We start from the raw sequence: 16857 nt of genomic DNA on the forward strand, positions 1-16857 counted from the left end.
CGACATGATCTCAGTGACACACGTGGGGCCCGACATGTACAGCATCGGCGGGACGCAGTCCGTGATCCGGGTCTTGCGCGACAACAAGATCGGCGCCGACGACATCCGGGTCCTGTCGACCTGGAACGGGGACCGCCATCTGAGGAACCTGTTTCTCACCGCACGCGCCGGGATGTCACTGGCCCGGTCCCCTCGAGGCACCATCGTGCACTTCCATATCTCCAACGGCGGGGCCTGGCTGCGCGAAGGACCGTTGATCCGCTTGGCCAGGGCCAAGGGTTTCCGGGTGATCGTCACCCTCCATGGCCCCGACTTTCCCGAGTTCGCCAGGTCGCGCCCCCGCTTCGTGGGCGCGACGTTGAAGCGGGCGGACCATGTGATCCTGTTGTCGGAGGAAGCGCGCGCCGCGGTCGCCGAGGTGGCGCCGACGGTGCGGACCGCCATGGTGCCGAACCCGATCGTGGTCGACCGTGATGCGCCCGGTGCGGCCTCCACGCCACCCGTGGCGCTGTTCGCGGGCGCCGTTGGGCTTCGCAAAGGTGTCGACAGACTTGTGGCGGCCTGGCGGCTTCTTCTCGCCGAGGGCATCGAAGGCCGTTGTCGGATAATCGGTCCCATCGACGACTATGCCCCGCCGGAGACGGAGCGGCTGACCGTCGAAGGTCCGATTCACCCCGACGCGGTTCGTGGGCTGCTCCGCTCGGTCCGGGTGGTGGTGCTCCCGTCGTTTGCGGAGGGCATGCCGATGATCCTGACCGAAGCCCTGGCCGGCGCGCGCCCGTTCGTGGCGACGCCCGTCGGTGGGACGGCGGAGATCGCCCCCGACCCGGGCATGCTGGTCCCGGTCGGCGATGTGCCCGCGTTGGCCAACGCGATCGGCCGGTACCTGCGCGACCCCGAGCTGGCCGAGCGTGACGGGCTGCGAGGTCAAGCGCACGTCGCGGCGACACGGAGCCCCGACGTCATCGACGCCGAACTCCGCCGTATCTACCTGGGCTGCGGCATTGCGACGGGTTGAACTTCAGGGACCGCAATTGGCGGTCAGCGCAATCGGTTTCGGATGCGGCGCACTGATGCAGTCGCCGTCGAAGAAGGAACGGATGGCCGTGCTCGCCGGCGCCGTGGACAGCGGCATCACCCACTTCGACACCGCGCGGATGTACGGGCTGGGAATGGCCGAGGCTGAGCTCGGGGCCTTTTTGCGCACGGTCGACCGCGACAGCGTGACCATCGCCACCAAGTTCGGCATCGATGTCGGCGGCGCGGCGCGGCGGCTCGGCCGATTCCAGGCCCCGGCCCGGGCGCTGCTGAAAAAGGCTCCCGCGCTGCGCCGTATCGTCAAGCGGCAGCAGGCGCCGTCGGCGGGCGGCCGGGTGTACGACGCGGCCGTCGCGACACGCAGCCTCGACGAGAGCCTGGCGGCGCTCGGCGTCGACCATGTCGACATCCTCTTCGTCCACGCGCCGAGGCCTCAGGACACCGTTGCGAGCGACGAACTGCGCGAATTCTTTGAGCGGGCGCGCCAACAGGGAAAGATTCGCGCCTGGGGCGTCTCGCAGGACGAGGGGCTCGAGCTGGACTTCGTCCGCGCATTCGGGCCGCGGGCAGTCAGCCAACTCCGCAGCGACTTGCTCGATCCTTCGCCGAGACCGGCCGATATCGCATTCGGCGTACTCGAGCGGCCGCACCGCAAGCTCTCGGGCGCCTTGCTTGCCGACCCCGGAATGGCAAGCCGCTGGCGCGAAGCCCTGCAGGCCGACCCCCTGGCCTCCGGCGCGCTGGCCCGGCTGATCCTCGCCTCGTCGGTCACCGCAACGGGCTGCCGCGCAATCCTTTACAGCACCACCAGGCCGCAGCGGGTCACCGAAGCCGCCGACGCGGTCTCGTCGCCACCGGACGCCGAGACCGTGGCGCGGTTCCTCGCTCTCGTCAAGGAGTTCCGACAGGGTGCGGCCGCGTGATTCGCGAGATGGAGGACTTCGCCCACGGCATGACGATCGAAACGGATGTGGTGGTCGTCGGGGCCGGCCCGATCGGCATCGCGACCGCGCTGGAACTCGCCGGGTCGGGCGTGCAGGTGGTCCTCGTCGAAAGCGGCCTCGAACGCAACGACCGTGCGGCCCAAGCGCTGTCGAGGTTCGATTCCCGGCACGACGACTACTTCCATTCGCGTAGCGAGCTGACGGTCCGCCGGCAGGTCGGTGGAACCTCGGCGCTCTGGGGGGGACGCTGCCTCGAGTTCGACCCCATCGATTTCGAGGACCGGCCAATTACGGCGCAGGCGCCGTGGCCCATCGGATACGACGACGTCGAGCCCTACCTTCAGCGGGCCTGCGACTGGGCGGTATGCGGTCGGGCGGCGTTCAATGCGCGCGAGATCCCCGAGATCGCGGAGCGCGACTTGGTCGCGGGGCTCCCCGACGGCGACGTGCGCACGACCGACCTCGAGCGCTGGGCGCTACCAACCCGTTTCGGGCGCCGCTACCGGGCGGCGTTGCGAGACGCTCCCCATCTCACGCTGTGGACCGGCCTCACCTGCACCGAGATCGTGACGACGGCGGCCGGCGACACCGTCGACCACCTGGTGGTCAAGTCCTTGAACGGCGGTGCGGGGCGAGTGGTTGCGACGGACTACGTCATCGCGACCGGGGGTTTGGAGGCCACCCGCCTGCTGCTGGCGTCGGATCGCCATCACCCCGGGGGGCTGGGGAACGCGAGCGGGCACCTGGGGCGCTGGTACATGGCGCACGTCGAGGCCCGGGTCGCGCGCGTGCAATTCACCACGGATGAGGTCATCCACGGATACGAGCGGGACGGGGAGGGGGTGTATGTTCGCCGGCGCTTCACCTTCGACCCGCAGCTGTTGCGCCAGAACGAAATGCCGAACGCCGCAATCTTCTTGGTGAATCCGCCGATCAGCGATCCGAGTCACGGAAGCGGGATCCTGTCCGGGGTGTACCTGACACTGATCTCGCCGATCGGACGATTCCTGCTCGCGGAGGCGATCCGTGAGGCCCACACCAAGACCGACGGTTCGCCACGAATCCTTGCGCATCTGGGCAACGTCGTGCGAGACCTGTTCGGTTCCCTCCGGTTCGCCGTCGCCTTCTGCTACGCACGGTTCCTCCGCCGGGGCCGCAAGGCGCCCGGCTTCTTCGTGAAGAGCGCCGACAATCGCTACCTGCTGCAGTACCACGGCGAGCACCTTCCGCACTGGGAGAGCCGGGTCGAGCTGACCGACGAACGAGACGCCCTCGGCATGAGGAGGATTCGCACCAGCATGCACTTCTCCGACGCCGATTACGCAAGCGTGCGCAAGGCCATCGCCGCCATCGATGACCACCTTCGCCGCCACGGCGTGGGATACGTGGAGTGGCTGACCGACGATGTCGAGGCCGCGGTCCGTGCGTACATGAAGAAGCGGACCGGTTACCACCAGGCGGGAACCACCCGGATGTCGACATTGCCGGAAGGCGGTGTCGTAGATCCACACCTGCAAGTCCATGGGGTTCGCGGACTCTACGTCGCGAGCACCTCGGTGTTGCCGACATCGAGCCAGGCCAACCCGACGCTTCTCGGGATCGCGCTGGGCGTGCGGCTCGCGGAGCGTCTGGCGAAAGCCCGAATTACCTGCTCGTCAACGGATTCGAGCTAACCGGGGTCCGGGGATCACGTCGGGACCTGCCACAGCTCGTCGATCAGCGACTTCGTCTGCCGAATGTTCGCGCGGCTGGATGCGCCGAAGACGATCGAATGGATCTGCGGCTGACCGCAGACGTAATCGATGGCCTCGCGGGGCGGGATCGCGCCCGAGGCGAGCACCGACATCGCGATCAGCCGGCAGCGGCGCTCGCGGATTGTCCTCTCGTAGAGCTCGATTCCGCCACACATCCGGAAGCCGATCTTGTTGAAATTGGCGCACACGATCGGATTCTCGATTCCCTGGCCGTCGAGGGCGTCGAGCAGGCGCGGGAGATTCATGGTGATGAACCCCGGCTCGGCACCGTACTTGAGCCTGACGTGGTCGGAGAAAAACCGGAACCCCTCGTCCATGCCCAGGCCGAGAAGCAAGTCGGTGACGACGTTTTGAATGAAGATGACGGGCGTGGACAGTCCGGCGAACATCTTCATCTCGGCGTCGACCAATAGCTGCATGATCGGCTCGATGTCCTTGCCCGCGAGGGCGACACCGCCCTTGAACATCGACTTGACGGCCCCATCGTCGGGCAGGAACCTGCGCAGCGCCTCGAGCATCCCGAACTCGGTCACGGCGTTGGCGTACTTGTGCGCGTACGGCATGCACGGGTAGAAGACGTAGTCGGGGTAGCGGGTCCGGTTGGCGCGGAAATGATCGCAGATTTCGCCGACCCGGTCGTGCGTCGTGCACACGAACGTGCGGATGCCTTCCTGGTACGCGGCGTCCAGCGTCCCCAGCACGGGCGGTAGGTGCTGAAACCGTATCGCCTGGGCGCGCGCTTTCTCCTCGGACATGTGGTTGACGCCGAAGAACTGGTTGTCGCCGAACAGCACACGGTCCATGGTCACGATGCCCTCGGGGACGTGAGTTTCCTGATGCGCGCGACGATCTCGCGGCGCCGCGAGCCGCGCGGGGAGCCATTCGCGGCCGCCTGGGGCAGGGGTGACGCGCCGGCTCCAGCGCCGGTGATCATGTCGACCACACGATCGACGTCGAGCGCCGAGCGAAAAGTGTTCTCGCCGTTCACCCGGTTGTTCTTGATGCTCTGCGCGAAATAGTCGATCTGCGCCGAATACTCTTCACCCCGAAGGTAATACCAGACCTCGTCGGTGAGATCGGTCGTGTACCGGATCGTCCATCCCGCCCCCAGGTCGGGGACCCCGGGGTGCGTCTCGCGGAGATAGATCTGGCATTCCTGCCGATCGGCGACGACGCGGCCGTTGGTTCCCCACACCGAAACCTTCGTCGACATCTTGCGAAAGCTCTCGTCGCTCCAGTTCACGCACAGCTGGCCGCTGGCGCCGTTGCCGTAGCGCATCGTGCAGTACACCTCGTCGTCGACGTCGCGCGAGAAAACGCTGTGGCGGACGACTCCGTCGACCGCTAGGGGCACGCCGGCGATGAAGTTCATCAAATCGATGGCGTGGCAGGCGTAGTCGTAGAGGGCGCCACCGCCTTCGGCTTTGACGCCGCGCCACGTGCTTCCCTTCTGTCGAAGGACGACGGGGCCGTATGCCTCGGCACGCACGTGGTGTACCTGCCCGAGAGCCCCCGCCGCGACGATTCGTGCCGCCTCTTGGAAGGCGCCGATGAAGCGGCAGTGATAGCCGACCTGCGTGACGAGCCGATTACTCTCGGCGAGCGTCACCAGGCGCTCGCCGTCGCGGACATCGAGGACGAACGGTTTCTCGCAGAAGACGTGTGTGCCTCGGGCAAGGGCCTTTTCGACCATCGGCGCGTGCAGCCGCGACGGAACGGCGACGACAACCGCGTCCGCCTTCGTCTGCGCCAGCATCCGATCGAAATCGTCGTAGCAGTCCAGACCGGTGTATTTGGCCAGGATGTCGCGCAGATAGCCGGCGGAGTCACACACGCCGACCACCTCGAGGTCCGGGTGCGTGCGAAGGATCGCGAGGTGCGAAAGACCCATCTTGCCCAGGCCGACTATGGCCGTTCGAATCATGGTCCGCGCCTCTACTCACTCCGAGTGCCGCATCGGCAACGTGTACGGCCCGCCAACAAGGTGGACGTTAGCATCCGGTCAACGCATCATCGCGAAATCCGCTCGATCTGTTTGCCGTCGCAACCCGGGGACGGCCACGACGGGAGTTAGTCTTTGACATCGGGATCGCCGCGCCGCCAGAAGATCGGCGCGCCTCAACCGAGGGGAGACATGGGTCGGCTGCTCCTCATCGCGTCCTCCGGTGGGCACATCTACGAGATGTTCTGCCTGCGCGAGTTCTGGCAGGACAAGGATCGGTTTTGGGTGAGTTTCGGGACCGCCGACGCCCGTTACCTGTTGCGCGACGAGCGCGAGGTGTACTGGGCCGCGCACCCGACGGTCCGTAACGTGCCCAACCTGCTGCGCAATCTGGTGCTGGCCCTACGCCTTTTGATCCGCCACCGCCCCGCCATGATCTTGACGACCGGATCGGGCGTGGCCGCACCCTTCCTGTGGCTGGCCTGGCTGCTGCGGATTCCCACCGTGTTCGTCGAATCCATCACCCGCATCACCGAACTCTCGCTCACCGCCCGCATGGTGAAGCCGTTCGCCTCCCGCTTTCTGGTGCAGTGGCCCGAGTTGGCCGACCGGATTCCCCGCACCGAGTATCACGGGAGGATCGTGTGATCTTCGTGATCATGGGGATGGAGGTCCATCCCTTCGACCGGCTGGCGCGCGCGGTGGACGAGCTGGCGAGCACCGACGCGGTGGGGGAGGACTTTTTCGTACAGCTCGGCACCTGCAAATTCGAGCCGCGCCACGCCGCGTTCGAGCGCTTCCTGTCCTTCGGGGACGTCTGCACGCACATCCGGCGGGCCTCTGTCGCCGTGACCCACGCGGGCGCCGGATCGACGCTGCTGTGCGTCGAGCAAGGGAAACATCCCGTGCTGGTGCCGCGTCGCTCGTCGCGCGGGGAGCACGTCGATGAGCACCAGTTGCCGTTCGCCGAGAAGATGGCGGGTGCCGGGCTGGCGACCGTGGTCCGGGAAACAGAGGAGCTCCCGGCGGCCATCGCGGCGACGCGGTCCCGATCGGCGCCACCCGATGCGCTGGGCCGGGCCCGCGAACTCACCGGGTGGCTGGAGACGTTCTGGCGGGGCCTGGCCTGAGCCTCACGTCACCGCCGGCGATCCAGCACCTGGGCGATGACGTCCAAAATGCGCACGGCGACAAGGTCAACCGCGCATCGGTGCGCGTAGTGGCGCGCCGCTTCGGCCCCCAGGCGGGCCGCGGTCACCGGATCGGCCAGGAGGTCGAAAGCGGCGGCGAGCCCGGCGACGTCGTCGACCCCGATCGGGGCCAAACCCGGCGGCTGGTATTCGGGCAACGCGCCGGCGGTCGACACGATCGGCATGACACCCAGCTGCATCGAGAGCGACTGCACGCCACTCTGTGAGGCGCGCCGATAGTGGGCGAGCGACCCTTTGGCGGCGGCCAGCGTGGGGATGACATCGGCGTAGCGGAAGCTGCCGTTGCGCCAGAGCGTGTGTTTGGGCAGGGCGTCGGCGTCCAGCGGCCCGTCGCCGACGAGCACCAGGTTGTCGCCTCGCCAGCCGCCGCCGATCACATGCCGCTGCCAGGCCGCCAGCACGACATCGACGTTCTTGTACGGGTTGAGCCGGCCGAACATGACGAAATCGCGGCGCCGTTCGGGCCCCACGAACGGCGGAACGCGGTCGAGATCGAGGTCGCTGGCCAACGGCACGACATGCACCGGCGTACCGGCGACATCGCGGCGCGCGGACACCGCGGCCGCGACATAGTCGCTGTAGGTGATGGTGGCGGCCGAGCGCGCGGCCCAGCGGTCGAACACGGCACGCTCGTAGGCCGGGGTCAGTTCGTCGGGGTCGTGCGGTCGATCGTCGTGTACCACCTGAATGCGCGGGGCTCGCCCGGCCAACGCGATCCAGCGCGGATCCCGCACCAGTTCGGCGATCACGATGTCGGGCCGGAAGCGGCGGACGCGGCGCCAGGCTTTCAGGGCCGGCAGCCAGGTCGCGGCCGTGCGAAAGCGCGGGTCGAGCACCAACTCGTAGTCGCGCGCGGCGTCCGATTCCGGATGCTGATCGGAGGTGACCAACAGCACGTCGGCACCGTGGCGCAGCAGCGCCTCGGCTTGCACCCGCACCGCCGGTCGCGTCCACGGCGAAAGCCACAGCACCCGAGGCGAATTCACAGCACAGCCCCGATCGCGCCCAGGTAGGCGTCGGCCATCGCCTCCACTGTGTAATGCTTGCGCATGCGCTCATAGCCGCGTCGTCCGACCGACGGCAGCGCGTCGGGCTCCGCCATGATCCGGGCCAAGTGTTCTCGCCACCCCAACGCGGAGACGGGCTCGACCAGGAACCCCGCCCCTCCGAAATCCAACATTTCCGGGACAGCACAAATCGCCGACGCCGCGACCGGCACCGCCCTGGCCATCGCCTCGAGGATCACCACCGGGAAGGCCTCGGAGCGGCTGGGAACACACAGCAGGTCCGCGTCGGCCAGCGCGGGGCCCGGCCCGGCCGACCAACCGCGCCACTGGACGCGATCGCCCAACCCGGCGGGTGTGCGTGCCTGCAGCCTCTCTCGATCGGGCCCGTCGCCGAAAATCGACAATCGCCAGGGCATCTCAGCGAGCCCGCTCAGCGCCTCGATCAGCAGATGCGGGTTCTTGTGCTCGACGATGCGCGAGAGCATGACCAGGTGCAGCGGTCGGCCGGCGCCGCGATGCCGGGGGCTCGGCTCCCCGAGGTCGGCGACGCCGTTGGGCGCGACGAAGTACCGTCCCCGGAGCCGGTGCTGTTTGGTCAGCATGTCCCAATGGCGTTGTGCCAAAACGATGAATCCGTCCGCGCGGCGCATCGCCGCGGCCAGTGGCCGCGAGTAGATCGGCCGGTCCTCCTCGGGAGGGACGTGCGGTGCGACCAGCCATCGACGGCTCCGGCCGGCGGCGCGCCACAACGTGCCGAAGCCCACCTCGGTATTGGTGTCGCCGGTGATCAGCACCGCCGGGCCCTCGGCCATGTCGACCATCGGCGCCCACCACGGCTGGCGGATCACCCGCACCGTGTCCGGAATTTCGGCGATCAGCGGGCCGAACCGCTGCACGCAGACGACAGTGACCGAGTAGCCGCGGCGGTCCAATTCCGTTGCCAAGAGCGCCTTTTGCCGCTCGGCGCCCCCGTAGACCAGACGGTTGGTGGCGATGACTATCGACGGCAGGCCGGTTTGCCGGCGCGCGCGTTTGCCCCGCCGTAGCCGCTGCAGGGCGGCTGTGCCGGCCAGGTACACGTCCGCGTGGTGGACGCTCTTGTGATGTTCGAGCAACAGCGCGGTGTTGGTTCGCGCCAGGTCCCGGTCGCGGCGCTGTCGGGGGCCGTCGTCGCTCACCGGGTCGCGGCGCTCGACGCCGAGCTCGTCGGCGAGCAGGAGGCGCCAGCCGGCGGCGCGGGCCCGGGCCTGCCAGTCGGCCACCTCGCCGTAGCCGAAGTACTCCTCGTCGAAGGGGCCGATGGTGTTCCAGGCCGCGCGGCTGATCGCCAGGCAGATCGGAGCCAAATCGCCGTCGATGCTTCGCGATTCGGGAGGCTGGCGAGAGTACCGCCGTGCGGGCGTCGTGCGACGGTGCGGGCCGGCGCGCCCGCCCGCCGCGCGCAGCTCGCGGCTGACGGTGTGGCGGCGGGCGGCGACGTCCCACGGCGCCCGGTCCAGCGCGGCGGCGTCGCGTGCGAGCGGCGAAACCGCCGCCACCCTGGGCTGACCAAGTAACTCGCGGGTCCGGTTCAGCGGCCCCAGCAGGCGGGCATGGGGGTCCAGCAGCAGGAGGTCTGTATCGGCGGGCATGTGCTCCACCAGCGTGTTGCAGGCCGCGGCGAAACCGACGTTCGCCTGGCCCGAAAACCACCGGACCGCAGGGCATTTCGCGGCGAGTTCCGCATGCCCCGAGCCGCTGCGGTCGTAGACGTGAACCGGCAGCTCGGGTAGATGCTCGGCGACGCTGTCGAGGCAGACCTCGAGCGACTCGTGGCCGCCTTGGCTCACGATCAGCACGGCCAGCGAGCGCGTGGGCGGCAGGCCGGCGGTGTCGCCGACTGGGCGCTTCAGATATGCCCGGTCCGTTTCACGGGTCATGCCGTCAGCTGCTCTTCGCGCAGCGTGGCCCGCAGAGAGGTCAGGGTCGACCAGGTGATCGGGCCGAAGGTCGCGCTGGTGGCCAGGTAGGCGACGGCTGCGGCGGACAGTACCAGGATTACGTGATGACCCGAAAGCAGCAGTGTCACAACCACGCTCGCCCCCGTCGGAATCAGCAAGCGCAGCACGAACGGCACGGGCGTGCGGTAACCGCAGCGTCGGCGCAGCCACCAGCTCGAGATCGTCATGTTGAACAGTTCCGTGCACACCAGCGCCACGCCGGGACCGACGGCGCCGAACCGCCCCGCCAGGGCGAGGTTGAGCGCGACGTTGAGCGCGAGGGTCGCCACCGTCAGCCACAGCAGGACCTGTTGATGATGGGAAGCCACCAACCCCTGGCCCAGGGTGCCACCGACGAACCGCAGGGCCGCGGCGACGAACAGCAACGCCAGTGTGGGCGTCCCGCGTTCGATGAACGCGCTCTTGCCGAACAACCCGATCAGCGGTCCGGCCAGCAGCACGCCCACAACGGCTATCGGAACCGCAACGAAGTACATCAATTCGACGCTGCGGCGCAGAAAACGGGCGAACGCCGCCACGTCGCGCGAGAACAGCTCGGTGGCCGTCGCCAGCGTCGACTTGTGGAAGATCAGCGAAACCACGATCGTGTTGAACGAGATCGTCAGGGCCAGCCCGTACACGCCCACCTCGGAGTGGGTGCTCAGCAGGGACAGGATCACGCCGTCGGCGCGGCAGTACAGGAGCCCGACGATCATGAATCCGATCAGCGGCAAGCTTTCCCGTAACAGGTCGGCGGCTTCCCGCGGGGCGAACAGCGGCCGTACCGAGATGTGCCGCATCGCGGCGGCGCCCTGGATCAGTAGCTGCACGGCCGGTGGGATCAGCTGTGCGACCGCGAACCAGATGACGTCCGAGTGCGCCGCGACCAGCCAGGCGACCATGGCCAGCGTGCTCACCCGGGCGGCGACGTCGGAGATGGCCACCGCGGAGAACCGGACGGTGGCAAGGAATACCGGTTCGAACCGTGTCGTCATGGTCTGCAGCAGCAGCCCGCCCGCCAGCACGACGAGCATCACCCGCACCTGGGTGTCGTGATAGATGAGCAGCCCCGACCCGGCCGCCAGCACCGCGAGGGGACCGCAGTAGAGAAGGGCCAGGCCGCTGTTGATGCGCACCAGGCGTTCGAGTTCGCCACGCCCGGAGGTCACCCGCCGCACGATGACGGTGGCGATGCCCAGATCGGCGAAGCTGGTCCACATCGCGACGAACGCCACCGCGATGGTGAGCTGGCCGTAGCGTCCGGGACCCAGATAGCGGGCGGTCATCGCCACCGAAACCACGGACGCGAGCATCCCCAGCGCCCGGCAGATCAGCTGGATCGAGAACGCGTGAGCCATCCGCGCGAGCGGCACCGTGGGCACCACCGCGGCGGGTGCCGTTGGCTCGGTCATGGCTCGCGAGCCTAGTAGGCTCCGTGGCTTGTCAGGACCGCTTTCACCGTCTTGGCGACGATCATCAGATCACCCGACATCGACCAGTTGTCGACGTAGGACAGATCCAGGCGCACCGACTCTTCCCAGGACAGGTCCGACCGGCCGCTCACCTGCCACAGCCCGCTGACGCCCGGCTTCACCAGCAAGCGCCTCTTGACCTCGCCGTCGTAGTTGTCGACTTCGCGGCGCAACGGGGGCCGGGGCCCGACGACGCTCATGTCCCCCTTTAGGACGTTGATGAATTGCGGGAGCTCATCGATGCTGTACCGGCGGAGAATTCTGCCGATGGGGGTGACCCGGGGGTCCTGGCGCATCTTGAACAGCATGCCGCCGGCGCCCTCGTTGACGGCGAGCAGGTGCTCGAGTTGAGTGTCCGCACCGTCGACCATCGTGCGGAACTTCAGCATCGTAAAGGGCTTTCCGTCGGTGCCGATGCGTTCCGACGGGTAGAAGACGGGGCCCTTGCTGGTCAGCTTGATGGCGATGGCAGCGGCGACCAGCACCGGCGCTGTGGCGACCAGCGCCGCCAGCGAGAACACGAAGTCGAAGGCCTGCTTCTGAAAGCGGTGCGCCCCTTCGTATTGCGGCTTGTCGACGTGCAGCAGCGGCAGCCCGCCGGTCAGGCGCAGCGTCAACCGCGCCTCGGTGACGTCCATGACGCCGGGCGACACCACCAGGTCGACGTCCAGGGTCTCCAGCTGCCACAGCAGCTCCCTGATCCCGTGCATCCCAAAGTGATCCGTTTGGGTCACCGCGACGGTGTCCGCGCCGCAGCTGCCGATCGCCGTCGCCACCTGGGTTTGGTCGCCCAGGATCGGGACCTGACGGCCGCCGATCGTCAGGGTGTTGCCGCGCGCCGGCCCGTAACCGGGGATGCAGACGCCGACCACGACGCACCCGGCCACCGGGTTACGGTCCAGTTCGTGTGCGAGGTGCGTGACCGATTGCCGGTCTCCGATCGCCAAGACGCGGGTCTGGCACTCACCCTGGACGCGCTTGTGGCAGATGTGCTTTCGCCACACGCTGCGGCTGGCCAGCAATCCCACGGTGCCGACGGGAAGCGCGATCGCCAGATAGCCGCGGGCCAGATCGACCTTGGCGAGCAACGTCACCATGGCGATGATCCCGAACGTCCAGAAGGAGGCGGTGCCGATCCGGCGGTACTCCTCGATCCCCGCGCCGATGATTCGCGTTGAGCGCGTTTGGAATATCGCGAGGGCCGACAGCCACAGCGCCGCGAACAGGAAGGAGAACAGCGTCATGGTCGGGTCCGAGTAACCCGAGGTGTTCGCGATCTCCCCGAAGCGGACGTACTGGGCGAGCATCACCGACGCGAAGACGATCACCGAGTCACTGATGCGCAGACCCTGCGAGTAGCGGTCCTGCCAGCGCTGTGCGGTATTCGCAGCAGCCGGAGCCGCGGCGGGGGCGATCACGGGCGGGCCCGCGGCCTCGCTGCGGTGCGACGCCGTCGTGCCCGCCGGCCAGGCCTTGAGCTGCCGCCAGCTGGGCGCCACGACATCCACTGTGTTGGGAACGATCACCGACTGACGCATGATGCCACCTGTTCGACTGGTGCCAATCTGGATTTGCGCGAGGGCCAGCTCGCGTCTTGCTCGGAGATGACGGTGACCGGTATCGGCCATGAGATTCCGAATTCGGGGTCGTCCCAGCGGATCCCCTGCTCGTCGGCCATCGCGTACTGGCCGCTGACGTGAAAGGTGACCTCGGTGTCGTCGACCTGCGTCTGGAAGCCATAAGCGACATACGGGGGCAAGAACAGCGTGCGTTGGTCGTCGGCGCTCAACTGCACCATCACGTGGTCGCCGTAGGTCAGCGAGTCGGGGCGGACGTCGACCGCGACGGCGGCGATGGCACCGCGCGTGCAACGGACCAGTTTCGCCTCGGCGTGCGGCGGCACCCGGCGGTACAGGCCACGCACGGTGCCGCGGGTGTAGTTGAAGTAGATATTCGTCTGCGCGACTTCGAAATCCAGCCCATGGTTGGCGAAGTCACGGGCGGAGAACGAACGTGAGGAGAACCCGCGATGGTCGTGGTTGAGTTCGAAGTCGATGATTGTCACCCCGGCGACCTTGGTGGGCGTGTACTTCACTTACCGCTCCTTCTCCTGCACCGGGCCTTTTAAAAAAACCTGTCCGCTCATGGCATGGCCTACGCGTATCCGGCGGACAGCGGGCGTGTCATCACGGTCGGGATCACGCCGTAACGTGGCCCGAGGTTCTTGCCCGAGGCGGCCGCGAGACGGGGCAGCGAGCCCATGACGCTGGGCGGCACGTTGGCGCCGGCGAGGTTGATCGCGGGTAGCGCCGACACGGCGCTGTGGGCGGCTGGAATCACGCTGGTCCAGCTCGCCGGCACCGCCAACGGACCCAGCATGGCCGCCTTGCCGAGGCTGCCGAAGATGCCGGATCCGAGCGATCCGATCGATCCGAGCGCTCCGGCACCCGAACTGGCCGCACTCGCCGCCCCCGAGGCAGCGGCCATGACGCCGTCGCCGGCGGCTTTTGCCAAGCCCTGCGCGGTCTGGGCTATGCCGAGGATGGAGGACATGCCGTAGAGGGGGGTCGCCGCCGCCGAGAATGCGCTGGGGATGGCGCCGGGGATGCCCGACGCGAGGCCGGTCATGATCGACGAATTGGCCGCATCGCCTGCGCCGGCCCCAGCGCCGGTAATGGCATCCCCGGCGCCAGAACTGGTATCGGTGACGACGTCGCTGAGGAGGGTGGTCCCGGTTTTCATCGGCGAGGACAGCTGGTGCAACGAGTTGGGCACCTTGGACACCACATTCGCCAGGTTCGCCTGCTCCGTCTCCGAGGTGGCCTTCCCGACCGCGGCGGCCTGCTGGGCCACCCCACTCTCGTTGGTCACGTTCGGCGCCGGGGTGAACGGTGTCACCTCGCACGCGGCCGCCGAACCCGCGGCGTACGCATACATCGCCGCGGCGTCCTGCGCCCACATCTCGCCGTATTCGGCCTCGGTGGCCGCGATGGCGGCGGTGTTCTGCCCGAAGAAGTTGGTCGCGACCAGCGTCGCGAGCTGCGCCCGGTTGGCCGCGACCGCGGGCGGCGGGACGGTCATCGCGAAGGCGGCCTCGAAAACCTCCACGGCGAGTCTGGCTTGACCGGCCGTCTCCGCGGCTCGCGCTCCGGCGCCGGCCATCCACGCCATGTATGGCGCGTACGCCGACGCCATGGTCAGCGACGACGGGCCCAGCCAGCGTCCGGTGGTCAACCCGGCGATCACCGAGCGGTAGCAACTCGCCGCGGCGTGCAGTTCGGCGGCCAAAGCGTCCCAGGCCACCGCCGCGGCCATCAGCGAGAAGGGGCCGGGGCCGGCGTACATCCGCGCGGAGTTGACCTCCGGGGGAAGCGCTCCGAAATCGATCACTTGACGGCCCTCCCGTCAGCGGATCGCGTCGCGGATCCGGCGAAAGCGCTCACGTCGCATGCTCCGAGACCAATAAAGCCGCCAAGTTCATACCTCAAGTATGGAAATAGGCCCGTTCGAGGGCTACGGGTCATTGGTCCCTCGCTAAAGGCCGTTAGTCCCCGGTCGCGCACGCTTTTGGGGCCCAGGACCGACGAGGGCGTGCGCGCGGCGTCCATGCCCCCTCCCACCACGCGGCCCGAATAAGGCGTGGTGAGAGGGGACATGTGCGTTCTCCTTCGTGCGATACGGACGGTCGAGACGGTCCGCGGGCCAAATCAGACTGACGTACGCACAATAGCGTATAAAACATACTATAGGTTTGACAACACGCTGTGACATAAACCTCAAGTATTTACAGGAGCGTCAACCGGGACAGCCGTATGACTGCTAACCTCAGAAGTGGGCTAGAAATCTTGAGCGGCGTGTTCGCTCTCAATCTGTGAAGAACCGAGGTGTGTGTGCCCTGCTTGAGCAAGGCGTCGGTCGACGCAAGGGTGGGCGATGCCGCCCGCGGCGTCAGCCTCGATGCCACGGCTTGCCGCACGGTCCCGGCCGCCAAGAACTGATTTCTCGATTGCGATGACGACACATTCGACTGACGGACGCGCCGACGCGACCCGGCAACAGATTCTGCGGGCCGCGTCGCACCAGTTCGCCCGTAGGCCCTACCACGACGTCGGGCTCGACGACATTCTCGCCGAGGCCGAACTGACCAAGGGCGCAATGTATTTCCACTTCAAGTCGAAGCACGCGCTGGCGGTCGCGATCATCGAAAGCCAGGTCGAGGACGGCGCGGCCGGCGTGCGTGACCTGCTGACGCGGGGGCTCTCGGGCCTCGAGACGCTCATCGACTTCTCGTATCTGATCGCCGTCCGGGACATCAAGATTGACCTCGTCAGGTCGGGACTGAACCTGATGGAGTCGGTCGGCCTGCCCGACGGGATGCAGGAAAAGTTGTTCGACCGCTGGATCAAAAACCTGGGCAAAGTCGCCGAGCAGGCCATGGCCGAGGGCGACATCAATGAACAATGCGACCCGCAGGACATCGGCCGCATGATGGTGTCCCTGCACATGGGACTGCGAAAGACCAGCAACCTGGACGACCCGGAACGGTTCCTGGGCGACTTGGAAAAGTGCTGGTCCTTGCTGCTCACCGGGATACTTCAACCGGACCGAATCGACTACTTCCGCCAATTCCTCAGGCGGCGTGCGACGCTCGCCATCAACACCAGTTCCACCGATGACGACGCGCAGTAAAAACGACGGGCGAGCGATCTGCGGATCCGACGAGACTGCAAAGGTGCAGCGGTAATGCCGCGCCAGGTTCGGTCTGAAGCCACTCGGCAAAAAATCCTCGACGCCGCGATCGAAGTCTTCGGCGAGGTCGGGTATGCGGCCGCCGGGTGGAGCACGATCATCGAGCGGACGGGCATGACCAAAGGCGCCCTCTATCACCACTTTGATTCGAAAGAATCGTTGGCCTCGAACATCATCGAGGAAGGGTCGGACGCGATCCTCAGCGCGTACCGAAATGTCTGCAAGTCGTCGTCGCCGGGGCTGGAAAACATTGTGCACGGCTCATTCACGATCGTCGACGTGTTGGGCTCCGACAAAATGGCCCGAGCGGCCGCGCAATTGGCCACGGCATTAAGCGGATTCAACGGGGCCGCCTCGCGCTTCTACGCCAACTTGGTGTTGGAGACGGCCCAGGAGGCGCGCCGCGCGGCCAAGGAAGGCGACCTTCGGAGCGACATCGACCCCGACGTGCTCAGCGCGTCGATCGTGGGCGCCATATCCGGGACGCGGTTGATCGCGACCGCGATATCCAGCCACGGCAGGATCGGGGACGTCACCGGTGACCCCTTCGCGCGGTTGCATCAGCTCTGGGAACTCCTGCTGCCCGGCGTTGTCGCGGAAGCGTCGCTGCCCTACTTCCAGCAATTTCTGCGCCGCGAAGTGATGCGCCATACCGCCGCCGAGGCTTCGGACGACGACGCCGCCGGGGAAACCGAAGCCGATTAGCTTTCGGTGAGAGCCGTTGCGGGACACGTTTTCGCGTTCGCCGCAACGGCGTTTCC

The 16857-nt window shown here is 67.4% G+C and carries 15 protein-coding genes; 7 read left to right on the plus strand and 8 right to left on the minus strand.

The genetic code is table 11. The features are described 5' to 3' along the window. Positions 1-4 precede the first annotated feature (4 nt). The 3 genes from OCQ_RS05030 to OCQ_RS05040 are packed head-to-tail and all read left to right on the plus strand — an operon-like array spanning position 5 to position 3655. On the plus strand, positions 5-1018 hold the full coding sequence (locus tag OCQ_RS05030; protein ID WP_014941362.1) for a glycosyltransferase family 4 protein: 1014 nt from the start codon (positions 5-7) through the stop codon (positions 1016-1018). 16 nt (positions 1019-1034) lie between these two features. Continuing rightward, on the plus strand, positions 1035-1961 hold the full coding sequence (locus OCQ_RS05035) for an aldo/keto reductase (protein WP_014383944.1): 927 nt from the start codon (positions 1035-1037) through the stop codon (positions 1959-1961). 8 nt (positions 1962-1969) lie between these two features. Then, the gene (locus OCQ_RS05040; RefSeq protein WP_269156505.1) at positions 1970-3655 is read left to right on the plus strand and encodes an FAD-dependent oxidoreductase; all 1686 of its coding nucleotides are present in this window, start codon (positions 1970-1972) and stop codon (positions 3653-3655) included. A gap of 14 nt (positions 3656-3669) precedes the next feature. On the opposite strand, the gene OCQ_RS05045 is transcribed toward OCQ_RS05040, so the two are convergent. Both OCQ_RS05045 and OCQ_RS05050 read right to left on the minus strand, forming a co-directional pair. Continuing rightward, entirely contained in the window at positions 3670-4545 is an 876-nt protein-coding gene (locus tag OCQ_RS05045) for a hypothetical protein (protein ID WP_041784816.1), read from the minus strand. Further along, entirely contained in the window at positions 4542-5660 is a 1119-nt protein-coding gene (locus OCQ_RS05050) for a Gfo/Idh/MocA family protein (protein ID WP_014383947.1), read from the minus strand. Before OCQ_RS05050 ends, OCQ_RS05045 begins: the two co-directional genes overlap by 4 nt. Positions 5661-5870: 210 nt before the next feature. Between OCQ_RS05050 and OCQ_RS05055 the strand changes: the two genes are divergently transcribed. Further along, positions 5871-6326, plus strand: coding sequence for a glycosyltransferase family protein (locus tag OCQ_RS05055; RefSeq protein ID WP_008254160.1), 456 nt, complete (start codon positions 5871-5873; stop codon positions 6324-6326). Beyond that, positions 6323-6808, plus strand: coding sequence for a glycosyltransferase (locus OCQ_RS05060; RefSeq protein WP_008254162.1), 486 nt, complete (start codon positions 6323-6325; stop codon positions 6806-6808). Before OCQ_RS05055 ends, OCQ_RS05060 begins: the two co-directional genes overlap by 4 nt. Positions 6809-6816: 8 nt before the next feature. Here the strand turns inward: OCQ_RS05060 and OCQ_RS05065 are convergent, their stop codons facing one another. Genes OCQ_RS05065 through OCQ_RS05090 form a run of 6 tightly spaced genes read right to left on the minus strand, consistent with a single transcriptional unit; the run spans position 6817 to position 14737 of the window. Continuing rightward, positions 6817-7860, minus strand: a complete 1044-nt coding sequence (locus OCQ_RS05065; RefSeq protein ID WP_009955600.1) for a glycosyltransferase family 4 protein — start codon at positions 7858-7860, stop codon at positions 6817-6819. 11 nt (positions 7861-7871) lie between these two features. Next, positions 7872-9815, minus strand: a complete 1944-nt coding sequence (locus tag OCQ_RS05070; protein WP_014383948.1) for a glycosyltransferase — start codon at positions 9813-9815, stop codon at positions 7872-7874. Then, positions 9812-11287, minus strand: coding sequence for a flippase (locus tag OCQ_RS05075; protein ID WP_009954299.1), 1476 nt, complete (start codon positions 11285-11287; stop codon positions 9812-9814). Before OCQ_RS05075 ends, OCQ_RS05070 begins: the two co-directional genes overlap by 4 nt. Before the next feature lie 11 nt (positions 11288-11298). Next, positions 11299-12885, minus strand: a complete 1587-nt coding sequence (locus tag OCQ_RS05080) for a sugar transferase (protein ID WP_014379318.1) — start codon at positions 12883-12885, stop codon at positions 11299-11301. After that, positions 12870-13442 carry a dTDP-4-dehydrorhamnose 3,5-epimerase family protein gene (locus OCQ_RS05085; RefSeq protein ID WP_008254170.1) on the minus strand — a complete coding sequence of 191 codons (573 nt, stop codon included), beginning with the start codon at positions 13440-13442 and terminating at the stop codon, positions 12870-12872. The genes OCQ_RS05080 and OCQ_RS05085 overlap by 16 nt, the downstream gene beginning before the upstream one ends. 59 nt (positions 13443-13501) lie before the next feature. Beyond that, positions 13502-14737, minus strand: a complete 1236-nt coding sequence (locus OCQ_RS05090) for a PPE family protein (RefSeq protein WP_014379319.1) — start codon at positions 14735-14737, stop codon at positions 13502-13504. Positions 14738-15358: 621 nt separating this feature from the next. On the opposite strand from OCQ_RS05090, the gene OCQ_RS05095 reads away from it, so the two are divergent. Continuing rightward, complete coding sequence (locus OCQ_RS05095; RefSeq protein WP_009954293.1) at positions 15359-16036, plus strand: TetR/AcrR family transcriptional regulator; 678 nt, start codon at positions 15359-15361, stop codon at positions 16034-16036. A gap of 54 nt (positions 16037-16090) precedes the next feature. Next, positions 16091-16801: a TetR/AcrR family transcriptional regulator gene (locus tag OCQ_RS05100; protein WP_014383950.1), complete on the plus strand. Its 711-nt coding sequence runs from the start codon at positions 16091-16093 to the stop codon at positions 16799-16801. The last annotated feature ends 56 nt before the right edge of the window (positions 16802-16857 follow it).

The sequence above is a fragment of the Mycobacterium paraintracellulare genome, assembly GCF_000276825.1.
Taxonomy (GTDB): Bacteria; Actinomycetota; Actinomycetes; order Mycobacteriales; family Mycobacteriaceae; genus Mycobacterium; species Mycobacterium intracellulare.